The sequence below is a fragment of the Pseudoalteromonas sp. TB64 genome (genome assembly GCF_000498095.1).
In the GTDB taxonomy this organism is placed as follows: Bacteria; Pseudomonadota; Gammaproteobacteria; order Enterobacterales; family Alteromonadaceae; genus Pseudoalteromonas.
In genome coordinates this window covers 1-22118 of sequence record NZ_AUTQ01000121.1, presented here as the reverse complement: position 1 = coordinate 22118, position 22118 = coordinate 1, and the positions used below count along the sequence as shown (strand labels likewise).

Genomic DNA, 22118 nt, shown 5'->3' with positions numbered 1-22118 from the left:
AAGCCTCTAATAGATTGCTCAAACTCAATAAGGTAGTAATCAAAGTCATAAAAGCGCTCTTCAAGTGCTTCTTTATAGCTTTGGCTTAGTGAAAAGCTATAACCATCATCTGCTATATCGCCAGGGGCTTGTTGCTCAGGCAAACCAACAGATATACCACCTTTTAAAAGTTTACTTAACGAACCTGTATTTATATTAATTCCGTCGGCAGATAGGTCAATTTCGATTCCGGCATTAACCCAAAAAATAGAATTTAATGTAATAAGGTTTTGATACGGTTCTTTAATAAAAATACCGTATTTCATTGCTTGGTTTTCCCAATCAAATGTAGCGGTTTCTATCTGTCCAATTTTATAGTTTTTGAAAAATATACCTGTACTTACATCAAGTACTTCTGCTTTATAGCTTAGTAACTTAAAGCGCCCACCTTTAACGTCTTTACCAATAAGTGCGGGTTCGTCTTGTAATGTAAATTTTTCTTTTAATTGTTTACTTTCACCAGGCGAAAACTCTAAATACACACCCGATAAAAGGGTGCTCATACCGCTTATACCGGTTTCATCAATGCGGGGTTTTACTACCCACATTTTGGCATCGTCAGTTAATAACTCGTTATAGTGTTTATCTATTTGGGCTCTAGCAATTACGCTGTCTTGCGTGTCTGATAGGCGAACATGATCTATTTGACCTATTTTAACACTGCGTACTTTTATTTCGGTTTTACCCGCAATAATGCCTTCTGCTTGAGGCATCTCAATAAAAATAGTAGGTCCTTTATTCGACTGATACTGATACAGCATCCAAACACCCACTAACAGCGCAATAGCCGGAATGATCCAGATGGCGGAGATTTTAGGTTCTTTTGTTATTTCGGCTGTTTCGGTCATGCTTTAGTCTCTGAAGTTTTGTTTTTAGGTGAATCCCACAGTAATCGTGGGTCAAAGGCGTGGGCAGCCATCATTTGGCATATTACCATAATCGTAAAAAATACAATGCCTAAACCAGGAGTTACCGACATTAAATTACCCAATTGAACTAAGGCAACTAATATAGCAACCACGAATACATCTATCATAGACCATTTACCTATGAATTCAGTTAGTTGATAAATACGGGTATAACCTTTTGTGTGGCTATTAGCGGGTCTTGCAACCATGATACATAAAAAGCTCAGTACAAATGCTTTAGCGAGTGGGACAACCACACTGGCTAAAAATATAATCGTTGCAATAGGGTACGAGCCACTTTTCCATAGCGTGATTACACCGCCAATTAAAGTCGAGGGCGATTCGTCTCCTAAGCTGGTGGTGTGCATAATTGGTAAAATGTTCGCTGGAATATAGCAAACAACAGAGGTTATTAACCAAGCTGCCGCTTTTTGCACACTATAAGGGTTTCTTACATGTGTTTTTGTATGACAACGCTGGCAAACATTCCCGCTACATAATTGATGGCACACATGGCATGCCTTTATGTTTTCATCAATTGCACGTTTTGCATGCTGAGCACCTTCAAGTATTTTTATTGGCTTAATTTGAGCCCATAATCGAGGACGGTTTAAGTGGGCAAGCGCTGCTATATATAAAATAACAAAGCCTACATAAGCCCAAAAGCTAATACCAAAGCTAATATCAGCAAGCGACATAATTTTAACCATGCTTACGAGCACACCGATTAAAAATATTTCCGACATGATCCAAGGCTCTAGAGCAAGTGTAAATTTTAGGAGTCGCCTAGCAATGCCTTGTGGTAGTGTTTTTAATACACCAAGATGCAAAGGTATTAAAATAAGCAGTAAGCTCATAGGCAGAGCAATAATGCTTAAATCTATAAATAAGCCGAGTAATTCACTGTCGTAATTAAACAATATACGCGCGGCATCGGGTAGGGTAATCGTTTGTGTTATTCCGCTACTACTAAATGAAAGAAACGGGTAAAAAACACTGCTTAAAAGCATTAGTAAAGCGCTAAAACTAAGCGCAACAATACGGTTATCATGATTAACATCAGCTTCGCACAATTTATGATGACAATGCGGACATATAGCCATTTGTTTTGCAATGATGCGAGGGATATCAACAATTAGGTCGCAGCAAGGGCATACAGTTTGCAAATTGTTAACCTAATATAAAGTGACGTTACTGAATTTTGCTATATTTGCTGCATTAATACAACGCGAAAATCTAATTCGTACTTAGTTGAATACAAAGGCTGCGCGTTAAACTCACATTAATTACGTAGTCATTATAATTTAACACCTTCATTAAGCTGACTTGCTATACAAAGCCCGCTTAATAATTAAGTGAAGTAGGGGCAAGAAAGTAGCGCAGTAAAAAGGGTTAAGTTTAGTCATTAAGGCTTAACCACTTAAAAGTTACTTGGGCATTTAAAGGGGTTTAATCAAATAACGCTACAGTTTGGCGTGTTAGTGCAATTAACTCTCCTGATTGCGACCAAATACAACCATCCTCTAATCCATAACCATCTTTTGAATGATGAGTGATTGCTTCAAAACCTAGCCATTCCCCAGGTGTTAAGTTTGGTTCTTGAACAAACTCTAAATACCACGACATGCTACTTGCAGGAGCGGGTTGTTTAAACATTTGTAAAAGTGTTGGCGGCCATGCGTCAGTAAGCGCAATAACATGGGCCTCTGTTATTTGCTCTGGTGTATGTTTAAAGCGCATCCATCCACCTAAATGAGAGGTTTCTGCGCTGCTAAATGGCATAGCGCCTTGTTGTGGACATAAATCAACGTGTTGAAAAAATGCAGGCATTTGGTCTTTAACAAATGGTAAAGTATGGCGCTCATTTACTGGTTTTAAGCTTAGTGATTTTGATACAGGTACATTTATTGCTGATTCTCTACTTTTAGCAAAACATGCTTGTACTATTACACAGACTTGATTGTTTTGAATTGCTTTAGCAAGTACTTGAGTGCTGCTTTTCCCCTGGCGTAGTATTTCAACCGATAAAGAAAAAGGCGTGTCGGCAAGTAAAGGACCTACAAAATTAGTACTTAAAGACAGTAAACGACGATCCTCCGTTACCTTACCTCTTATTGCTTGATATAGCAGCGCAGCAGAAAGGCCACCAAAAGCCGTTCTGCCTTGGCACCAGTTTTCTGGAAATTGCATTGTAGCCGTTAGTTGTTCTGTACTTTGTGCTTTGCCAATTTTTGCTGCTTGCTCAAGTAAGTGATCAAAATACATGGTAGATATCCTTAATAAGTGCGATTTAGTAAATTTATAACACAGAGAAACTTGTCAGACCAGTAATTAAAAGTCACTGCCAGCGCTTCAAAAACAGTCATTCCTTACAGTTATTAGGGTTATTTTGTAAATAAATCATAAAAAATGAATTTTTTTTCATTTTTACAGTTGAAATAAGTTTGGAGCAACCCTATTTACTAGTCATCGAACGTTTAACGAATATTGAAGTTGGAGAAATTTCATGGGTAAAATTATTGGAATAGATTTAGGTACTACAAACTCTTGTGTTGCAGTACTTGATGGTGGCAAAGCACGTGTTATTGAAAACGCGGAAGGCGATCGCACAACCCCGTCTATTATTGCTTATACGCAAGACGGTGAAACATTAGTAGGTCAATCTGCTAAACGTCAAGCGGTTACTAACCCGACAAACACATTATTTGCAATCAAGCGTTTAATTGGTCGTCGTTTTGAAGACGAAGAAGTACAACGCGATATCGGCATCATGCCGTTTAAAATTGTTAAAGCCGACAACGGTGATGCATGGGTAGAAGCGGGCGGCGAGAAACGCGCTGCACCACAAATTTCTGCTGAAGTACTGAAAAAAATGAAGAAAACAGCTGAAGACTTCTTAGGTGAAGAAGTAACTGAAGCCGTAATCACAGTACCTGCATACTTTAACGATTCACAACGCCAAGCAACAAAAGATGCTGGTCGTATTGCGGGTCTTGAAGTTAAACGTATTATTAATGAGCCAACTGCTGCGGCACTTGCTTACGGCATGGATAAAAACCGTGGCGAAAACGTAGTTGCAGTATATGACTTAGGTGGCGGTACTTTCGATTTATCAATCATTGAAATTGATGAAGTTGAAGGCGAGCACACATTTGAAGTACTAGCTACAAACGGCGACACTCACTTAGGTGGTGAAGATTTCGATAACCGTGTAATCAACTACCTAGTAGCTGAATTCAAGAAAGATCAAGGCTTAGACCTTAAAAATGATCCGCTTGCAATGCAACGTGTTAAAGAAGCTGCTGAAAAAGCAAAAATTGAACTTTCATCTGCACAGTCTACTGAAGTAAATCTTCCGTATGTAACTGCTGATGCATCTGGTCCTAAGCACATGAACGTGAAACTAACACGCGCTAAGCTTGAGTCACTAGTTGAAGATTTAGTAACTAAAACAATTGAACCACTTAAACGTGCACTTGCTGATGCTGATTTATCAGTAAGCGACATCAACGACATTATTCTTGTTGGTGGTCAAACACGTATGCCTTTAGTACAAAAAATCGTTGCAGAGTTCTTCGGTAAAGAACCTCGTAAAGATGTTAACCCTGATGAAGCAGTANTAGCCGTAGGCGCAGCAATTCAAGGTGGTGTACTTGCTGGTGACGTTAAAGATGTACTATTACTAGACGTTTCTCCATTATCTCTAGGTATTGAGACAATGGGTTCAGTAATGACTGCATTGATTGAGAAAAATACGACGATTCCTACTAAGAAATCGCAAACGTTCTCAACAGCTGAAGATAATCAATCTGCTGTAACAATTCATGTACTTCAAGGTGAGCGTAAACGTTCAAGCGACAATAAATCTCTAGGTCAATTTAACCTAGAAGGTATTCGTCCAGCACAACGTGGTACACCGCAAATTGAAGTAACATTTGATGTTGATGCCGATGGTATCTTACATGTATCTGCTAAAGATAAAGATACAGGTAAAGAGCAAAAGATTACGATTCAAGCATCTTCAGGCTTAAGCGATGACGAAATTGAAGCGATGGTTCGTGATGCAGAAGCACATGCTGAAGACGATAAAAAGTTTGAAGAACTTGTAGCTGCTCGTAACCAAGCTGACGCTTTAGTTCACGGTACACGTAAGCAAGTTGAAGAAGCTGGCGATGCATTACCAAGCGAAGACAAAGAAGCGATTGAAGCTGCTGTTGTAGATTTAGAAGCTGCAATTAAGAGCGACAATAAAGAAGAGATTGAAGCTAAAACTCAAGCTCTTGCTGAAAAGTCTCAAAAACTGATGGAAATTGCTCAAGCGAAAGCACAGCAAGGTTCAGCAGATGCAGGCGAGCAACAGCAATCATCTAAGCAAGACGACGATGTTGTTGATGCAGAGTTCGAAGAAGTGAAAGACGACAAGTAATTGTTGCTACCGCTTCTCGCTAGCCAAAAACACTTAACTCAGTTAGGTGTTTAGGTTAGGATGAACAATTGAGGCGCGCGAGCAATAGCTTGTCGCGCCTTTTGCATGTATTCAAGGTTTAAAAATTCAATGATAAATCGATGCGATTTATCGGTTTATCCAGCAGCCTACGCTGCAAATAGAAAAGAGTAGTGTGATAGATATGTCAAAACGCGATTATTACGAAGTCCTCGGCGTAAGCAAAGATGCGAGTGAGCGAGACATAAAAAAAGCGTATAAACGCTTAGCGATGAAATATCATCCAGATCGTACCGCAGGCGATAAAGATCTCGAAATAAAATTCAAAGAAGTTAAAGAAGCGTACGAAATTTTAACCGACGATCAAAAGCGTCAAATGTATGACCAACATGGTCACGCAGCCTTTGAACAAGGTGGCGGCGGTGGTCACGGTGGTTTTGGTGGCGGTCAGGGCGACTTTGGTGATGTATTTGGTGATGTATTTGGTGATATTTTTGGGGGCGGCGGTGGTCGACGCCAATCTCGTCAACAACGTGGATCTGACTTACGTTATAACATGGACTTAAGCTTAGAAGAAGCGGTTCGTGGTAAAGAAGTTGAAATTAAAGTGCCAACATGGGTTGGTTGTGAACCATGTGACGGCAGTGGTGCTAAAGCTGGTTCTAAACCTAAAACATGTACAACGTGTCATGGTGCTGGCCAAGTACAAATGCGCCAAGGCTTCTTTGCTGTACAACAAACGTGTCCAACGTGTCAGGGTCAAGGTCAAATTATTTCTGATCCTTGTAACAGTTGTCATGGTCAGGGTCGTGTAGAGAAAACTAAAACGCTTTCAGTTAAAATTCCAGCAGGCGTTGATACAGGTGATCGTATTCGCTTAACTGGCGAAGGCGAAGCCGGTATGCATGGCGCGCCATCGGGCGATTTGTATGTGCAAGTGTCGGTTCGTGAACATGAAATATTTGTACGTGAAGCGAATAATTTATATTGTGAAGTGCCAATTAGCTTTACAACATCGGGTCTTGGTGGCGAAATTCAAGTGCCAACACTAGATGGTCGTGCAAAACTTAAAATACCTTCTGAAACTCAAACGGGCAAAATGTTCCGTATGCGTGGCAAAGGTGTTAAGTCTGTACGCAGTGGTGCTCAAGGCGATCTAATTTGTAAAGTAGTAATCGAAACGCCAGTTAATCTTAACGAGCGTCAACGTGAACTACTTAAAGAACTAGATGAAAGCATGGGCACAGACAGCTCAAAAAACCGTCCTAAAGAGCAAGGCTTTTTTGATGGTGTTAAAAAGTTTTTTGATGATTTAACTAAGTAAATTTAAATTATTATAAATAATGAAACGACGCTTTTAGCGTCGTTTTTTTTGCTTTAAACTTAATTTTTGTTACTGTTAATAAAAACACGATTAGATAGTATGACACCAGCAATAGAGCTACTTAAAAAACAAAAAATTCCTTTTGATGTACTAAGTTATGAGCACGATACAAGTAATAGCCATTACGGGCTTGAAGCGGTAGAAAAGCTAAATCTAAATAGCGAACAAGTATACAAAACCCTTGTTCTTGAAACGCACGAAGGGCAATTAATCGTTGCTATTACACCGGTATCTCAGCATGTTAACTTAAAGCAACTTGCAAAGTGTTGTGGTACTAAAAAAGTGGCTATGGCTGNCTGCCGCTCAAAAGGTACAAACTAGCACTGGTTATATTTTAGGGGGTGTAAGCCCATTAGGTCAAAAGAAGCGTTTACCAACCTTTATGCATAGCAGCGCATCACAGTTTGAAAACATATACGTTAGTGCAGGAAAGCGAGGCTTAGAAGTAGCCTTAAAACCAGCTGATTTAGCCTTATTAACGAATGCTAAATTTGGCGATTTTTAATGCTTTTAAAATCAAGCTGAGTCGTTTTTGGGATAATTATAAGCGTTATATTTGCTGCATTAACAATTGTTAACTACAGTCTAAGACCTTCTGAGTGCAATAATTACGGCTAGCAAGATGAACTTTAATGATGTTGATTACTTTGCAATATTAATAGCTGCTCTTTCCTCATTTATGCTTCGTGGTGTGTGGTATTCAAAAGTAATGTTTAAACAAGCATGGTTGGAAAGCTGTGGTTTAACAGAGCTTGATTTACAATCGGCAAACCCAAATTGGATATTTGTAGGAAGTTTCATTTTTGCATTAATATCAGCGTTTACTCTGTCTCTTTTTTTAGGTGCTGATATAAGTACAGGTGAAGGCGTTTTTACTGGTTTTGCTATCGGCTTATTTTGGGTAAGTAGCTCATTAGGCTTAAATTGTATTTTTGAACAGCGCCCGGCTAAATTATTTTTAATTAACAGTGGTTATCATATATTGCAGTTCTCTATCATGGGCTTAGTTTTAGAGCTTTGGTCATAGTTTGATAAATATTGAGGTTAAATTGTAATGAATAATAACGGGTTATACTTTTTTCTTGATAGTTTTATATTAGTAAGTTAACGTTTATTTATACTTAAAATTTTAACCAGTGGTAGTAAAGCGTATGAAAATACTGGTTGTTGATGATATGCCGTTAATGCGTCACGTACTAATAAATATGCTCAGAAAGTTAGAGTATGACGATATTGTTGAAGCAACTGATGGCATTCAAGCGTTTACTTTGCTTCACCAACAGCATTTTGATTTAGTGATCACAGATTTACACATGCCAAAAATGGATGGTAAAAACTTACTAAATCGTATTCGCGATGATGTTAAATTAGCTTCTTTACCTGTGCTAATGGTGACCTGCGAGGATAACGGTGATCGTGTAAAAGAAATAATTGCGGCAAACGTTTCAGGTTTTATAATTAAGCCATTCAATTTAAATGTTTTGTCTACCCAGTTAAACATCGTTATTGGAAAAATGAATAAAACCTAATTTTAAATAGATTGTAGATTGTGGAGTGTGTAGTGGCTAAACCGAATAAAAAAGGACCTTCGAGAACAGTCGATATCTTTTGTAGCCAATGTAAAACTCAATTATATACTTACCGCAAAGGAGGAAAGGGCGCGCTTATTAAGTGTTTTGTTGAGCGTATTGTACAAAACTATACACAACAAATTGGTATTTGCCCTAGCTGTGAGCGTCAATTTGCACGCACAACTGTAATTCGAGGTGTACCTGCTTATAAGATGATTGGCGGTAAAGTTACGTTTAAATAGTCGCTAACCTCAAACTTGAATGTTAAATTTATACCAGTGACTATTTTTCAGTGCTAACGGTGCTAACGGTGCTAAAAGCAATTGCAATAAACTAGCTATTGATGCTCAAATTTCCCCTGTTATTTTAAAAATCTCCTACTAAAATTTTTAATATTTAAGTTTTTAAATCAGTATCTAGTAAATCACTTAACCTTATTTCAGGTTAACTAGTGTAACCATTACGCCTATTTTAATATGCCCTACCTGTGTTATGTAAACATTATCAGTGCTTATATTAGTAAACTATTGAGTAATACACTTTTATGATTATATGCAGGACATTTATCCTTGTTCGATTTAAGCAGTTTGTTAGAATCGCCCGGTTTTGCTGTTTCAATGAATGAAAAAATACCCTCCCCATGGATTGGGCCAGTTTTTTGGGTTATTTAAAAAATGGATAAAGGATAGTTTCGTGATAGCACTCTTGTTTGACATTATAGGTATGGCTGGCACCTTTTTGGTTGTTGGTTCGTTCTTTTTATTACAGCTTGGTAAGACTTCTCCGACCAGCCTAATGTACAATATAATGAATTTAACAGGGGCAATTTTATTATTAATTAGCCTGTGTTATAACTTTAATTTGGCTAGCTTTGTTATAGAAATATTTTGGATTGCGGCTTCGTTAATTGGCTTATATAAATACGCAAAAAACAAATCTACTTTAGCTGCAAGTTAATAAATTATAGATTTAGTTTTTTATAGATCGCTGTAAATACCTTTATTTACGGCGATTTTTGTTTTTATACATTCTTGATGTATTTGTTAACAAAAAGTTTATATCTCTATAAAGAATAAGTCGTTACACTAGCGCCCTAAAAATTATCTAGGCTATTTTTGTAGGCGAGCCATGTTTTCTTTTTCAAAAAAAATAATCACCATATGTATATTACTAATATTAATATTGGTATCAACCTTCTGGATCGGTCGCGCTCATGATGTTGAACAAGCAACCTATCAAGCAAAGCGCCAAGTAACACAATTAAATCATTATATTGATACTGAACTTGCTCGTTTTTCTGCTATTCCGCAATTATTAACATACAATGAGCTTATGATTAATTTTGTCAGTGGCGAGCAACAACACTATAGCGTTATTAATAATTACCTTGCAGATATTCAACAAGCTAGCGGCGCATCTGATATTTTTATACTTAATACTCAAGGAGCTGTAACAGCAAGCAGCAATTGGCAAGCAGATTATACTTTTTTGGGCAGCAACTTTGCTTTTAGACCTTACTTTAAACGTGCGTTTGCGGGTGAAAAAGTAGCATATTTTGCTTTAGGTATGCGCTCTAAAGAGCGTGGTATATATTTTTCTCAGGCGGTATATAAAGATAATAAAGCTATTGGAGTTGTTGTTTTAAAAGTGAATGTAAGTAAATTCGAAAACGACCGAGAGCTATTAAACACCTCAAAAGGCAGTCACTTTTATTTACAGCTAGCAGATGAAGTTATTGCAATGTCTGATATTGAGGGATGGCGTTTAAACAGTTTTACAGAGCTCGGCATTGAAGCACGCCGTGATATTAAGTTACGCAGAGCCTATCTCGATCACCAACCGCAATATATTAAGCAGCTTCAATTTACGAGTGAAAATATTCCACATTTTAAAATAGATAAAGCGCTATATGTTACTTCATCTATGCCACTTCGTTATTTTAATGCCACTATGAACCTACTTGTTGATGTGTCTAAAGTTAATTCAGCACAAGTTCCTCGTTTATTTTGGGCATTCATTATTTATACTTTACTTATTATTATTGGTTACAGTTTACTTACCCGTTTTGCAGGCTATAAAAAACTATTGTACTCAAGGCACAGCCTAGAGCTTGAGGTTGTTGAGCGTACCCAAGCACTCGAAAAAGTGCAAACTGCATTAGTGCAATCAGCAAAGCTTGCGACAATAGGGCAACTGAGCGCGGGTATTAATCACGAAATAAATCAACCATTGAGTGCTATTAATACCTATTTAGCTTCTGCAAAACGTTTACTTGCAAAAGGCAATGTTACAGCACTTAATGAGAGCTTAATTGTTATTGAAGGGTTAGTTGAACGCGTGCATCAAATTGTTGGTCAGCTTAAACATTTTAGTAAACCTTCTGATATGCAGCTTAGACCCTATCCCCTTGCAGGGCTTGTTAATAATGCTTTAATGATTTCGAGCGCGCAATTAAAGCAAGACAACGTGCAAGTAGAGTCTCCTAAATTTGATGAAACAGTTGTGGTATGGGTTGATGCACTTAAATTTGAGCAAGTGCTTGTTAACTTAATTACTAACGCCAGCCAAGCTATGAATGGCGCTATTGTACGTAACTTAAGCTTTCACTTAGAATGTTTTGAAGAGCGTGTGAAATTATCGATATTAGATACTGGCGCGGGCATTGAGCAACATGCATTTGGTAATTTGTTCGAACCTTTTTACAGTACTAAATCAAGTAATGGTTTAGGGTTGGGTTTATCTATATCAAAGCAAATAATCGACTCGTTTAATGGCTGTTTAAGTGCACATAATCGATTAGAAGGCGGCGCTGAATTTATAATTAGCCTGTCGAGTAAAGAGCCAAGCAATCAAGCAAATATTGAAAACACGCCTACTCAGGAAAATCAAAATGATTGATAACACATTGTGTAAACATGTCGTCGTCATTGATGATGAAGCGATGATAAGAGATTCGCTTAAGCAACTGCTAACACTCGAGGGTTATGTTGTAGAGTGCTTTAATGACGCAAGCACCGCTTTGAGCAAGCTCAATAGGCGCTTTATGGGCATTATACTTAGCGACATTAATATGCCCGTTATGGATGGATTAACACTCCTGGAGCAAGTAACCGCATTTGACAGCGAGCTGCCGGTAATATTTTTAACCGGTTATGCAGATGTATCTGTTGCCGTTAAAGCAATGCAGTTAGGTGCATACGATTTATTTGAAAAGCCTCTTAACGAAAATTTACTCGATTGTTTAGCAAGAGCGTGTGATAAACGCCGCCTTGTTATGGAGAATCGCGCGTTAAAGCTTGCAGTGCAAAAAACCTCAGCGCCAGGCGTTCGTATATTGGGTGATACACCTAAAATGCAGCATATGATGCATTTACTAAATACCGTTATAGACACGCCTACCGATGTAATGATTGAAGGCGAAACGGGCACAGGCAAAGAGCTTGTAGCACGTTATTTACACGATCAGAGTAATCGCTCAAGCAGTAACTTTGTTGCTATTAATTGTGGTGCAGTACCCGAACAATTGATAGAAAGCGAACTGTTTGGCGCAGCAAGTGGAGCATACACGGGTGCTACGCAAAGTCGAAAAGGTAAGTTTGAATATGCACAAGGCGGTACGGTATTTTTAGATGAAATAGAAAGCACCCCCATGTCGTTACAGGTTAAGTTATTACGTGTATTAGAAGAGCGAAAAGTAACCCCCGTAGGTGATAATAAAGCTATTGATTTAGATATAAGAATTGTTGCAGCGACTAAAGTAGACTTACTATCGTTAGTTGAAAAGGGTGAGTTTAGAGCTGATTTATATTACAGGTTGAGCTTAGTTAAAGTAAATATTCCGCCTTTACGAGAGCGAAAAGCAGACATACTTTTATTGTTTAAACATTTTAGCTCAATAGCAGCGACTCGTTATCATAAAGCTCCAGCACCTTTAAACAGTGAATTACAGCAGCGTTTATTAGCTTACGATTGGCCAGGAAATGTGAGAGAGCTTAGAAATCAAGCTGAGCGCGCTGTATTATTAGGTGTTGAACTTGCGTTTTCGGTTACAAAAACACAAACCTTAGGTGAGCTTTCACCGGATTTAAGTCTATCTGAAAAAGTATCGTTTTATGAGCAATCACTTATCGAAGACGCACTTGAGAGAAACCATGGAAGTATTAAAAATACTATGGAAACATTGCAAATTGCGCGTAAAACCCTTTACGATAAAATGAGTAAATACAGCCTTAACCGCGATATGTTTATCGATTAAATGTGTGGATAAAGTGACAAGCCTTGCTTTTTAGTGTGTGGGATTTCGCACATTGATGTGTAAATAAAGTACATGTTTAATTTTAAGGTTATGAAATAAATAAGTTTTATATCATTGGCAGTGTGCTTGCTTAGTAAGTTCCGACAATAAGTAGATTCTAATAATTAGGACACACAATGATAAATTTCAAACACACCACTATTTATCTAGCTTCAATAAGCTGCTTAACCACATTTTCGCATACTGCTTTAGCCGTTGATTACACTGTATATGGTAAAGCCGAAGTACAAATTGCTAATACTGACACCGGTATTATGCGTTACGCTGAAAAAGGCACACAAATAGAAGCGCCTTATTCGCGTATTGGTATTAAGGGCGATCATAAACTTAACGAATATTTAAGTGCTGTTTTTAAATATGAAGTACAAGTTAAAGGTTTTGAAGAAGATGATACTGAAGAGCCTTTTACTGCACGTAATACTTACTTAGGTTTAAAAGGTGCTTTTGGTGAAGTTGTTGTAGGTCGTAACGACACTCGCTTTAAATACTCTGAAGGTAAACTCGATAACTTTAACGAAACTCAAGCCGATATGGCACAGGTTATTGCTGGTCAAGACCGCCTCGGTGACACAATAACTTACACCTCAAACTATTGGTATAATACGCAGTTTTCATTTACCTACGCTCCTAAAGACGATAATAAAGATAATGAAGCAGGTTTTGCTGCTACGCTTATTTATGGTGATCGTAATTTAAATAATACGCCATATTACTTATCGTTAAGCCATGTTGATTCACTTAATAATATTACTGCAAGCAGAATTGCCGGTGTTTATAAGTTCGAACAATTACAACTTGGTGCGTTATACCAACATTCAGAATCAGTAGATGGCACAAAGTCGGGCAATGGTTACGTATTAAGTGCAAGCTATGCCCTCGATAAGTGGGTGCCAAAAATTCAATTTGCTAAAGATGACTCAACTCTTCGTCAAGCATCTGAGGCAACGCAATGGAGCACAGGCCTTGATTATGTATTTGATAAGCAAACTACAGCTTATCTTTTATATACCGATCTTAATTTAGAAGAACAAGACGACAGCAGTGTTGCGCTTGGTCTTAAATACAAGTTTTAGAGGCTAGCTATGACAGATAATATATTGACGCAAGAACCAGATAAGAACAGACATTTTCAATGGCTTTTTTTAGTACTGGGCCCTTTAGTAATGCTATTAACATGCTTACTTGATCCGCCAACAGGAATGTCGGTTGCGGCATTTAAAACCGCAGGTTTAGCGTTTTGGATGGCATCGTGGTGGGTAAGTGAAGTTGTACCAATTCCGGCAACTGCATTGCTACCACTGGTAATATCACCACTTGCTGACATAGCAGCAATAAAAAGTGTGGCTGCGCCGTATGCACACCCGTTAATCTTTTTATTTTTAGGCGGATTTTTAATCTCAATTGCTATGGAGCGTTGGGGTTTACATAAACGTATTGCATTAAGCACCATGTTATATGCGGGTAAAAAACCAAGTTTACAAATTTTAGCTATGATGCTTGTTACTGCATTTTTATCTATGTGGATGTCTAATACTGCGACAGCCGTAATGATGTTGCCTATTGCACTTTCAATTACTAATTTGGTTAAGCAATCAGACCCTGAAAATGATGGTTTTGGGAAAGCCTTACTGTTATCAATTGCCTATGGTGCCAGCATTGGTGGTATTGCTACATTAATAGGCACACCGCCTAATGCATTAATGGCTGCTTACTTATCAGATAGCTACCAGATAGAAATTGGCTTTGCTCAATGGATGATTGTAGGTGTACCACTTTCTTTAAGTATGCTAATCATTAGCTGGGTTTGGCTTACTAAGTTTGCGTATAAAGTAGATGCTAATGCTAAAGATAATCAAAAAATTGATACCAAAGCGGTATTTTCTGAACAGTTAAAAAAGCTTGGAATAATGCAACGCGCAGAAAAAGGCGTATTGTTTGTATTTGTGCTTGCTGCACTTTGCTGGATATTTAGACCTTTATTGGGTGATATAACCGGTCTTAAAATTTCAGATACTACAATTGCAATTGCTGCGGCATTACTGCTGTTTGTAATGCCTGCTAATAAAGGCAGTGATGAGCGTATTCTTGATTGGCAAAATGCCTCACAAGTGCCTTGGGGTGTATTATTATTGTTTGGGGGCGGACTTACGCTTGCATCTCAAATTAAATCGTCAGGTCTTGCTGAGTTTATTGCTCACATGATTGAAGGCGCAAGTGCGATTCCTCTTGTTATGAGTGTGCTTGTTGTGGTTGCTTTAATTACATTTTTAACTGAAATTACAAGCAATACAGCAACCGCTGCAGGTTTCTTACCGTTATTAGGCCCTGTTGCTGAATCGATAACAGGTTCACCCCTTGTATGGGTTATTCCTGCTGCTATTGCGTGTAGTTGCGCATTTATGATGCCTGTAGCAACACCACCTAATGCGATTGTGTTTGGCTCAGGGCAAATACAAATGCGCGACATGATAAGAGCAGGCTTTGTACTAAACATCGTCGCAATTGTTTTAATAACACTTGTAACAATGACGATTGCAGCCCAAGTATTTGGCTTTTAAAACTGTACTAAATTAGTTCCAACCAACCTATATCAGAGTAGTTTTGTTTAAAGTTATAACTTAAAGCAAAGCTACTCTTTATATCCAATCTATTTCAGTTAAATTCACGCCATTAGTGTTCAAAAGAGTTGCTTAGGGTAGATTTACCCTTAAAAACTCAAGTTATATATTACGCTTTCAAGCAAATTAGTGTTATTGCTCGAGAAACAGAACAAGGTTATAGTCTCGTATAACTTTAAAAGCTGAGCAATCTATTTTGACCACTGACACATCACACACTGCTTCTTTAATTACACAATTTGATGAGTTACAAAACTCTTTTTTAGCGACCCCGTACTTATCGATTAAGGAGCGCATTGCTGTTCTAAAAAAGTTGCGAGCGCGTGTTGTAGACCTTGAAGAAGAACTCGTTGCAGCAGCATCAAAAGACTTTGGTTACAGAACTGCGTTTGACACCTTACTGGGTGATATATTGCCGACAGTGCAGGGAATTGCCCATATAATAAAAAAGTTACCAAAATGGTCAAAACCAAGTAATAGATCAGTGGGTTTAAGTTTATGGCCTTCAAAGGTCAGCGTAACTTATCAGCCTAAAGGGGTCGTTGGTGTTATAGCGCCTTGGAATTACCCTATTCAATTAGCGATTGTGCCTGTTATAACAGCTATTGCGGCTGGTAACAGAGTAATGCTAAAACTGAGCGAGTTTACACCTCATACAAATATTGTACTCGAAAAGCTATTTAACGACGAAATGCAGGAGCATTGCAAAGTAATACAAGGTGGTAGCGATGTAGCTGCTGAGTTTTCATCGCTCCCATTTGCACACCTACTATTTACGGGTTCAACAGGCGTTGGTAAATTAGTAATGGCGTCGGCAAGTCGTAACTTAACACCTGTAACACTGGAGTTAGGTGGTAAATCGCCTGTTATTATTACTGAACAAGCTGATATTGCAAAAGCAGCAGAAGCTTTGTTATTTGGGAAAATGGCGAATGCAGGGCAAATTTGCGTTGCGCCCGATTATGTATTTGTCCCAAAAGCGCTTGAGCATCAGCTTATCCAACAATTATGTGACTTATATAAAAAGCATTTTAAAGATGGTGTTGAAGGCAAAAATTTAACATCAATTATTAGTGACTCACATTACCAGCGTTTAACCGGCTATTTAGCACAAGCAGAGCAACTCGGTGCGAGTATTGTTAAACCGCTTGACCATAATCAACAAGATGCAGATAAGCATCGCTTGGGGTTACACATTGTTACGCATGTAACTGATGAGATGCAGTTAATGCAAGATGAGTTGTTTGGACCAATATTGCCAATAATGAGTTATGACAAATTAGATGATGCGGTTGACTACATAAAGCGTCATCATCACCCATTAGCACTTTATATTTTAGGTCAAGATAAACATGCCCAAGAATACATTATTAAACAAACGCTTAGCGGCACAGTAGCGGTAAACGATACACTAGTGCAAGTTACAGCAGATGATGCACCATTTGGTGGTGTTGGGCACTCTGGCATGGGGAATTACCATGGTAGGGAAGGGTTTTTAACCTTTAGCCATGCTAAAAACACGCTTGTTTCAGGCTCGTTTAATCCGCGTATTGGCATGTTACTTAAACAAAGTAAGGTACTTATTAAGTTATTAAAATGGCTTTATATTCGCTAACTTTATTTAAACTTAAAATAAAAAGGCTGATCTACATTTGAAGTTAACTTCATAGTAGTTCAGCCTTTTTTAATTATTTAATGTAAAAAACAAAGCTTAAAACAATCGACCTTCACCTGCATAGGTACCCGCCAAAATTCTAGCGTAAATAGCATCAGCTTTTTCTTTAGCTTCTTCAATTTCTTTTGGCAGCATTTTACGTTCATCAAGTTTACGGCTATGGTTTGCTTCCATATTGCCATTATATTCAGCAATGGTATTCCAAATGTATGATTTTTCTAGATCCTTAGGCATACCTAAACCTTCAAAATACATAAGTGCTAAGTTAAATTGCGCAAGAGAGTAATTATTAGCAGCCGCTTTTTCGTACCAGTTTTTAGCAAGTTCATAATCAAGCGATACACCATCACCATTGGCATACATAACACCTAGGTTAAACTGTGCTGCTGGTAAATTTTTCTTTGCTGCTTTTTCGAATAAAGTAATGGCCATTTGCTTATCAAGTTTTACACCTTTGCCATCACTGTATAAAACAGCCAATGCAAACATCGAATCAGCATGGTTCTTCTTTACACCTTGTTGATAAAGTTGAGCCGCTTTACGGTAGTCACGCGTTACTCCAAAACCACCTTCATACAGTTTAGCTAGCTCATAAATACCAGGTGCAAAGCCTTTATCTGCAAGGTATTCAAACTCTTTTAGTGCGTCTTCAAAATAACCTTCGTTAGCGGCTTTAATGCCATCTTCTAACGTTGCATGAGCAAAAGGGCTCGCGAATAAAACGCCAGCAAGAATTAAAGTTTTTAAATTAAACTGTGACATAACAATGTCTCCAATTAGTAAGAGTAGCAATATGTATTAATACAAATTTTTATTAAAAACATGATCATTTTAGCAAATTAGGTAACTCATCATCACCGTTTTAAACTACTCTCGTACAGCTGCACAAATACATAAGGCAGAGTAATTAAGGAGTAATTGGCAACAAAAACTGTATCTTGTAATTACTGATTTGATATTAAGCTATTAACCAGGCGTTAAAATGAATCACTAATTTAATGCAAATTAATATAATTAAACGTTATTTTATTAATATTTGGGCTAAATGATTAATTGGAACGTTTAAGTACAGGTGCAAAAGCAATGCCTACTGATATGTTTTACGCTTGCTTAAATATAAAAGCAAGACGATGAGGTTTCAGCGGGTCTATATAGTATTTTATAGTTTAAAATAAGGCTTTTGCATTAAATGCATTTAGTATAGAAGTGTAAGATACAGATATTACAGAAAATTTAAAGAAATAAAAAAAGCCCGTTAGGGCTTTTTTGAGTCATATCAACCGTCACTAATATGAGCAATGTAGCAAGTAATTGTGCTCTTTTGTGTTATTACTTGGGTCGAGTAAGCAATAAACACGAAGCGGCACGGTCTTCTTTAATTAATATCAGCATCCTTGCTGTAAGTTCTTCCTTAGGGCACTGAGGTCGTTACACTTTGCTTATGCGAACGATTATCGATTAGATTTAAGCTTAAGTCAACATTAAATGATAACTATTATCAAATGAGTTTATTTACAGTTAACTACATAAATATAAAAACGAGGGACGAGATGCTAAATAACACTAAAATGAAAAAGCTTACACGTGCAGGTTTAGCTATAAGCATGTTGTTTTTATGCAGTTGTTCTGCCTCATTTACTTATAATAATTTAAGTTGGCTTTCATCGTTTTGGGTTGATGATTATGTTGATTTAAATAAACAACAAAACAAACAATTAAAAAAAATTATTGAAACAACGCAACACTGGCACAGGTCAACTCAATTACCAGCATATAAACAAGATATACAAAATATAAAATCACTGTTTAACGAAGGTATAAAACCTGAGCAACTTAAAAACCAAATTGTATTTGCAAAAAAGCATTGGCGTAACCTGCTTGAATACGCTTACGAGCCTTTGGCTGAAGTAGGTTTAACTTTGACGCCATTACAGCGCAAAGAGCTTATAAATAATATTCAGGAACAAATTGATGAAGAACGAGATGAATTTAATGAGCAAACACTTATAGCACGTAAAAAAGATCGTTTAGAAGAACAATTAGAATACTACGAACAATGGCTAGGAAAACTTACTCCTGAGCAAAAAACACTTATTAAATTAACTAACGATAAACATCAGGACTCAGGTGAACTGTGGCTCGAATACAAACAAAAGCGTTTAAATGCAGCTAAAGAAGTGCTTGAAAGTACCACTCTATTGCAAGCTGAGTTTATTGAGCAATTAAGTACCGTAATAAAAGAACGTGAATTGTACATGAGTCCAGTGCAGCTTAAAGTTAATGAGGAAAACCTTAATTTGTACGTCGATTTATTATATACGTTAAATACCACTTTAAGTGACAAACAACGTGAAAATGTAAATGATCGTTTTGATGAGCTAATCGATACATTGAATGATATTATTGAGGGCTAAAACATTATTAATCAATCACTTTGCTATACAGTCGTTACATAAAGTTACGTAGAAGTAAGGTTGTTGTTCAATTTTTGTAGTTATTTAAATGAATCTCAAAATTGTCACGTAGCGTGGCTGTAATCATCAAAATAAATGATGGTTTGTTAAGGTAAAAGTTATGGTTACTGATTTAAAAAGCATATTAAATAGCTGGGCACCTCTTAAAGATCAGCAAGAGTGGGTTTTGGCGACGTTATATAAAATTGAGGGCTCAAGCTATCGAAAGTTAGGCGCAATGATGCTTATTTCGAGTTTAGGGCAACGCTTAGGTATGCTCTCTGGCGGTTGTTTAGAGGCTGATATACAGCGACATGCTAAGCAGGTAATGAGCACGTTAACGAGTAAAACTATAAGTTACGATGCAACAGATGAAGATGATTTAACATTTCAGCTAGGTATTGGTTGTGGCGGTATAGTGCATATTTTACTTCAGCCGATTCATAAGTCTAATGAGTACTTACAGCTTGAGCTTATGAACAAAGCACTTAACAATAATATTGCGGGACGTTATCTTCAGCAAATTGACCCTATTGTACCTGTGGGAAATGGGGTGTTTACTCAAAATTCAGAGCAACAAGGGTTATCAATTAATCGAAAAGCTCAGCTAATTGAAATTAATAACGCTACGTCATTACAAATATCTATTTATCCACCTCCTCACATACTTATTGTAGGCGGTGGAGCAGATGCAGTGCCTGTTTATACATTCGCTAAACAACTTGGTTGGAGTGTTACAGTATGGGATACGCGCCCAGCAAATGCTAAAAGACAGTACTTTACACATGCTGATGCTATTTTACGTACTACGCCAAGTGAGTTACGTGAGTACTGTTTAGCAAACAAAGTAGATGCTGCTATTTTAATGGCTCACAGTGTTGAACTTGATGCGAGCGCACTTGCTGCCCTCGCTGATACTTCCTTTAAGTACATTGGCTTACTTGGTCCTAAACATAGACGAGCACAGGTATTAACACAGGCTAACACTTCAGTTGAGCAAATAAAGTCACCTGTATTTGGTCCTGTAGGCTTAAATTTAGGTGGTGACTCACCTGAGAGTATTGCACTTTCGCTAATTAGTGAAATACACGCGGTGCTTTCAAGCAAAAATGCGACCTCGTTAAGTAACTGGGGAAATGATAAGTGTTAATAGCAAAAGTGATATTAGCGGCAGGGCAATCATCACGATTCAATGGTTGTAAGTTAACCGCCGACCTTGGTGCTGGGCAAACGATGATTGAACATGGCGTTAATATTTTACAAGCACTTGATAGCTCGCCTGTGTTTGTAGTGACTGGCGCATGGCATAAAGAAGTAAAAAACATACTCGTAAATAATAAAAACATTAAATTAATTGAAAATAAACAGTGGGATAAAGGCCTAGGTGACTCTATTGCGACAGCAACTAAAGCCATTTTAGAAAATCAGCAACCAGATGGCATTTTATTTATACTTGCTGATCAAGTTGAGCTCACTACAAAGCATTTAAGTGAGTTGGTTACAAACTTTAAAAGGCATCCTTCTCGTTGGTGCGCCAATTATGGTGAGCGCTTAGGAGTTCCTGTGATATTTCCTAAGGTTGATCTATCGAGGCTTAGCGACTTAACTACAGATAAAGGTGCGCAGCATTTACTACGTTGCACCGATGAAGAGGTTAATACTATTAATTTAAAATGCGCGAGTTTAGATATAGATACTCAAGCGCAGTTAAATGATTTTTTGAATAAAACGCGATAAAAATATTTTAATGAAAGAAATATAACTATGGGTCAATAGTTACATTTCTTAATAGTTATAGTAACTCTTTAAACTATACGCATAGTTTAAAGAGTTGCTATAAAAAGCTTAATCAAGGGGCAAGCTATGGTGACGTTTACAATTAATGGCAAGGTGATTGAATCACACGCGAGTGAAGATACACCGTTGTTATGGGTTATTCGTGATGAAATTGGGTTAAAAGGCACTAAATTTGGTTGTGGTATTGCAATGTGTGGTGCATGTACTGTGCATTTAGATGGGCAAGCAACGCGTTCTTGTGTATTACCGGTAGGCGCTATTGCAGGCAAAAATATTACGACCATTGAAGGGTTAAATAACGAACACCCGCTACAAAAAGCATGGGTTGAAGAACAAGTACCACAATGTGGTTACTGTCAATCGGGTCAGATAATGCAAGCAGCTACATTACTTGCTACTAACCCAAACCCTTCAGACGAAGAAATAACCAATCATATGAATGGTAACTATTGTCGCTGTATGGCTTACAAACGTATTAAAACGGCTATTCAACGAGCAGCAGATGAGTCAAAAAGTGTTGTTAATATTTTTGATCCTAATGCACAAGACGCTTAACTGGAGCCGACAATGAAAAAATTATTTCAAAAAAATAGTGAAACCGTTAATTTAAACCGTCGTTCATTCATGATTGGTACTGCAAGCGCAGGTTTAGTTATGGCGTTTGCCCCTGCATTCTTTTCTGGCTCGGTAAGTGCAAAAGAATCAATAGCTCAACAAGCATTTTCACCTACAATTTGGTGGACAATGAACACCGATGGTGGCATTGAAGTAAGCATTGCAAAAGCCGAAATGGGTCAACATATAGGTACTGCATTAGCGCGTATTGTTGCAGACGAACTTGAATGTGATTGGGACAAAGTTTCAATTACGTACGTAGATACCCATGAAAAATGGGGTTATATGGTCACCGGCGG

Annotated in this window: 20 protein-coding genes and 1 pseudogene; 17 read left to right on the top strand and 4 right to left on the bottom strand. The window is 37.7% G+C overall.

Annotated features, from left to right (window positions below):
- The 3 genes from L647_RS0109545 to L647_RS0109535 form a co-directional block, all read right to left on the bottom strand.
- On the bottom strand, positions 1-887 hold an 887-nt coding region (locus L647_RS0109545), incomplete at its 3' end, for an MlaD family protein (RefSeq protein ID WP_024610939.1).
- Positions 884-2050, bottom strand: a complete 1167-nt coding sequence (locus tag L647_RS0109540; RefSeq protein WP_024610938.1) for a PqiA/YebS family transporter subunit — start codon at positions 2048-2050, stop codon at positions 884-886. The genes L647_RS0109545 and L647_RS0109540, both read right to left, overlap by 4 nt.
- Positions 2051-2396: 346 nt before the next feature.
- On the bottom strand, positions 2397-3212 hold the full coding sequence (locus L647_RS0109535) for a thioesterase family protein (RefSeq protein WP_024610937.1): 816 nt from the start codon (positions 3210-3212) through the stop codon (positions 2397-2399).
- Between the two features lie 241 nt (positions 3213-3453).
- Here L647_RS0109535 and dnaK point away from each other — a divergent pair, with 241 nt between their 5' ends.
- From dnaK to L647_RS0109475, 12 genes and pseudogenes are all read left to right on the top strand, one after another.
- Positions 3454-5373 (top strand): molecular chaperone DnaK, encoded by a 1920-nt coding sequence (gene dnaK / locus L647_RS0109530; RefSeq protein ID WP_024610936.1) that lies wholly within the window; start codon positions 3454-3456, stop codon positions 5371-5373.
- A gap of 202 nt (positions 5374-5575) precedes the next feature.
- Positions 5576-6715, top strand: a complete 1140-nt coding sequence (dnaJ, locus tag L647_RS0109525; protein ID WP_024610935.1) for a molecular chaperone DnaJ — start codon at positions 5576-5578, stop codon at positions 6713-6715.
- A gap of 99 nt (positions 6716-6814) precedes the next feature.
- A pseudogene (gene ybaK / locus L647_RS01000000123945) lies at positions 6815-7280 on the top strand (Cys-tRNA(Pro) deacylase).
- A 117-nt stretch (positions 7281-7397) separates the two neighbouring features.
- The gene (locus tag L647_RS0109515) at positions 7398-7802 is read left to right on the top strand and encodes a DUF1761 domain-containing protein (protein WP_024610934.1); all 405 of its coding nucleotides are present in this window, start codon (positions 7398-7400) and stop codon (positions 7800-7802) included.
- A gap of 124 nt (positions 7803-7926) precedes the next feature.
- A complete protein-coding gene (locus L647_RS0109510) occupies positions 7927-8304 on the top strand; it encodes a response regulator (RefSeq protein WP_024610933.1) in 378 nt (125 codons plus the stop codon).
- Between the two features lie 32 nt (positions 8305-8336).
- Positions 8337-8588: a hypothetical protein gene (locus L647_RS0109505; RefSeq protein WP_024610932.1), complete on the top strand. Its 252-nt coding sequence runs from the start codon at positions 8337-8339 to the stop codon at positions 8586-8588.
- A 451-nt stretch (positions 8589-9039) separates the two neighbouring features.
- On the top strand, positions 9040-9303 hold the full coding sequence (locus L647_RS0109500; RefSeq protein WP_024610931.1) for a hypothetical protein: 264 nt from the start codon (positions 9040-9042) through the stop codon (positions 9301-9303).
- A 171-nt stretch (positions 9304-9474) separates the two neighbouring features.
- Positions 9475-11244 (top strand): cache domain-containing protein, encoded by a 1770-nt coding sequence (locus tag L647_RS0109495; protein ID WP_024610930.1) that lies wholly within the window; start codon positions 9475-9477, stop codon positions 11242-11244.
- Positions 11237-12601 carry a sigma-54 dependent transcriptional regulator gene (locus tag L647_RS0109490; RefSeq protein WP_024610929.1) on the top strand — a complete coding sequence of 455 codons (1365 nt, stop codon included), beginning with the start codon at positions 11237-11239 and terminating at the stop codon, positions 12599-12601. Before L647_RS0109495 ends, L647_RS0109490 begins: the two co-directional genes overlap by 8 nt.
- Positions 12602-12777: 176 nt before the next feature.
- Positions 12778-13734, top strand: coding sequence for a porin (locus tag L647_RS0109485; RefSeq protein ID WP_024610928.1), 957 nt, complete (start codon positions 12778-12780; stop codon positions 13732-13734).
- A 9-nt stretch (positions 13735-13743) separates the two neighbouring features.
- Positions 13744-15219, top strand: coding sequence for a DASS family sodium-coupled anion symporter (locus tag L647_RS0109480; RefSeq protein WP_024610927.1), 1476 nt, complete (start codon positions 13744-13746; stop codon positions 15217-15219).
- Between the two features lie 256 nt (positions 15220-15475).
- Positions 15476-16894 (top strand): coniferyl aldehyde dehydrogenase, encoded by a 1419-nt coding sequence (locus L647_RS0109475; protein WP_024610926.1) that lies wholly within the window; start codon positions 15476-15478, stop codon positions 16892-16894.
- Between the two features lie 96 nt (positions 16895-16990).
- Here the strand turns inward: L647_RS0109475 and L647_RS0109470 are convergent, their stop codons facing one another.
- On the bottom strand, positions 16991-17716 hold the full coding sequence (locus L647_RS0109470; RefSeq protein ID WP_024610925.1) for a tetratricopeptide repeat protein: 726 nt from the start codon (positions 17714-17716) through the stop codon (positions 16991-16993).
- Between the two features lie 788 nt (positions 17717-18504).
- Here L647_RS0109470 and L647_RS0109465 point away from each other — a divergent pair.
- The 5 genes from L647_RS0109465 to L647_RS01000000123940 all read left to right on the top strand — a co-directional run.
- Positions 18505-19368, top strand: a complete 864-nt coding sequence (locus L647_RS0109465) for a DUF6279 family lipoprotein (protein WP_024610924.1) — start codon at positions 18505-18507, stop codon at positions 19366-19368.
- A 160-nt stretch (positions 19369-19528) separates the two neighbouring features.
- Positions 19529-20557, top strand: a complete 1029-nt coding sequence (locus L647_RS0109460) for an XdhC/CoxI family protein (protein ID WP_024610923.1) — start codon at positions 19529-19531, stop codon at positions 20555-20557.
- A complete protein-coding gene (locus tag L647_RS0109455) occupies positions 20551-21144 on the top strand; it encodes a nucleotidyltransferase family protein (RefSeq protein WP_024610922.1) in 594 nt (197 codons plus the stop codon). Before L647_RS0109460 ends, L647_RS0109455 begins: the two co-directional genes overlap by 7 nt.
- Before the next feature lie 126 nt (positions 21145-21270).
- Complete coding sequence (locus L647_RS0109450) at positions 21271-21759, top strand: (2Fe-2S)-binding protein (RefSeq protein ID WP_024610921.1); 489 nt, start codon at positions 21271-21273, stop codon at positions 21757-21759.
- Between the two features lie 12 nt (positions 21760-21771).
- Positions 21772-22118 (top strand): molybdopterin cofactor-binding domain-containing protein (locus L647_RS01000000123940; protein ID WP_033024356.1); only part of this gene is annotated, 347 nt, incomplete at its 3' end.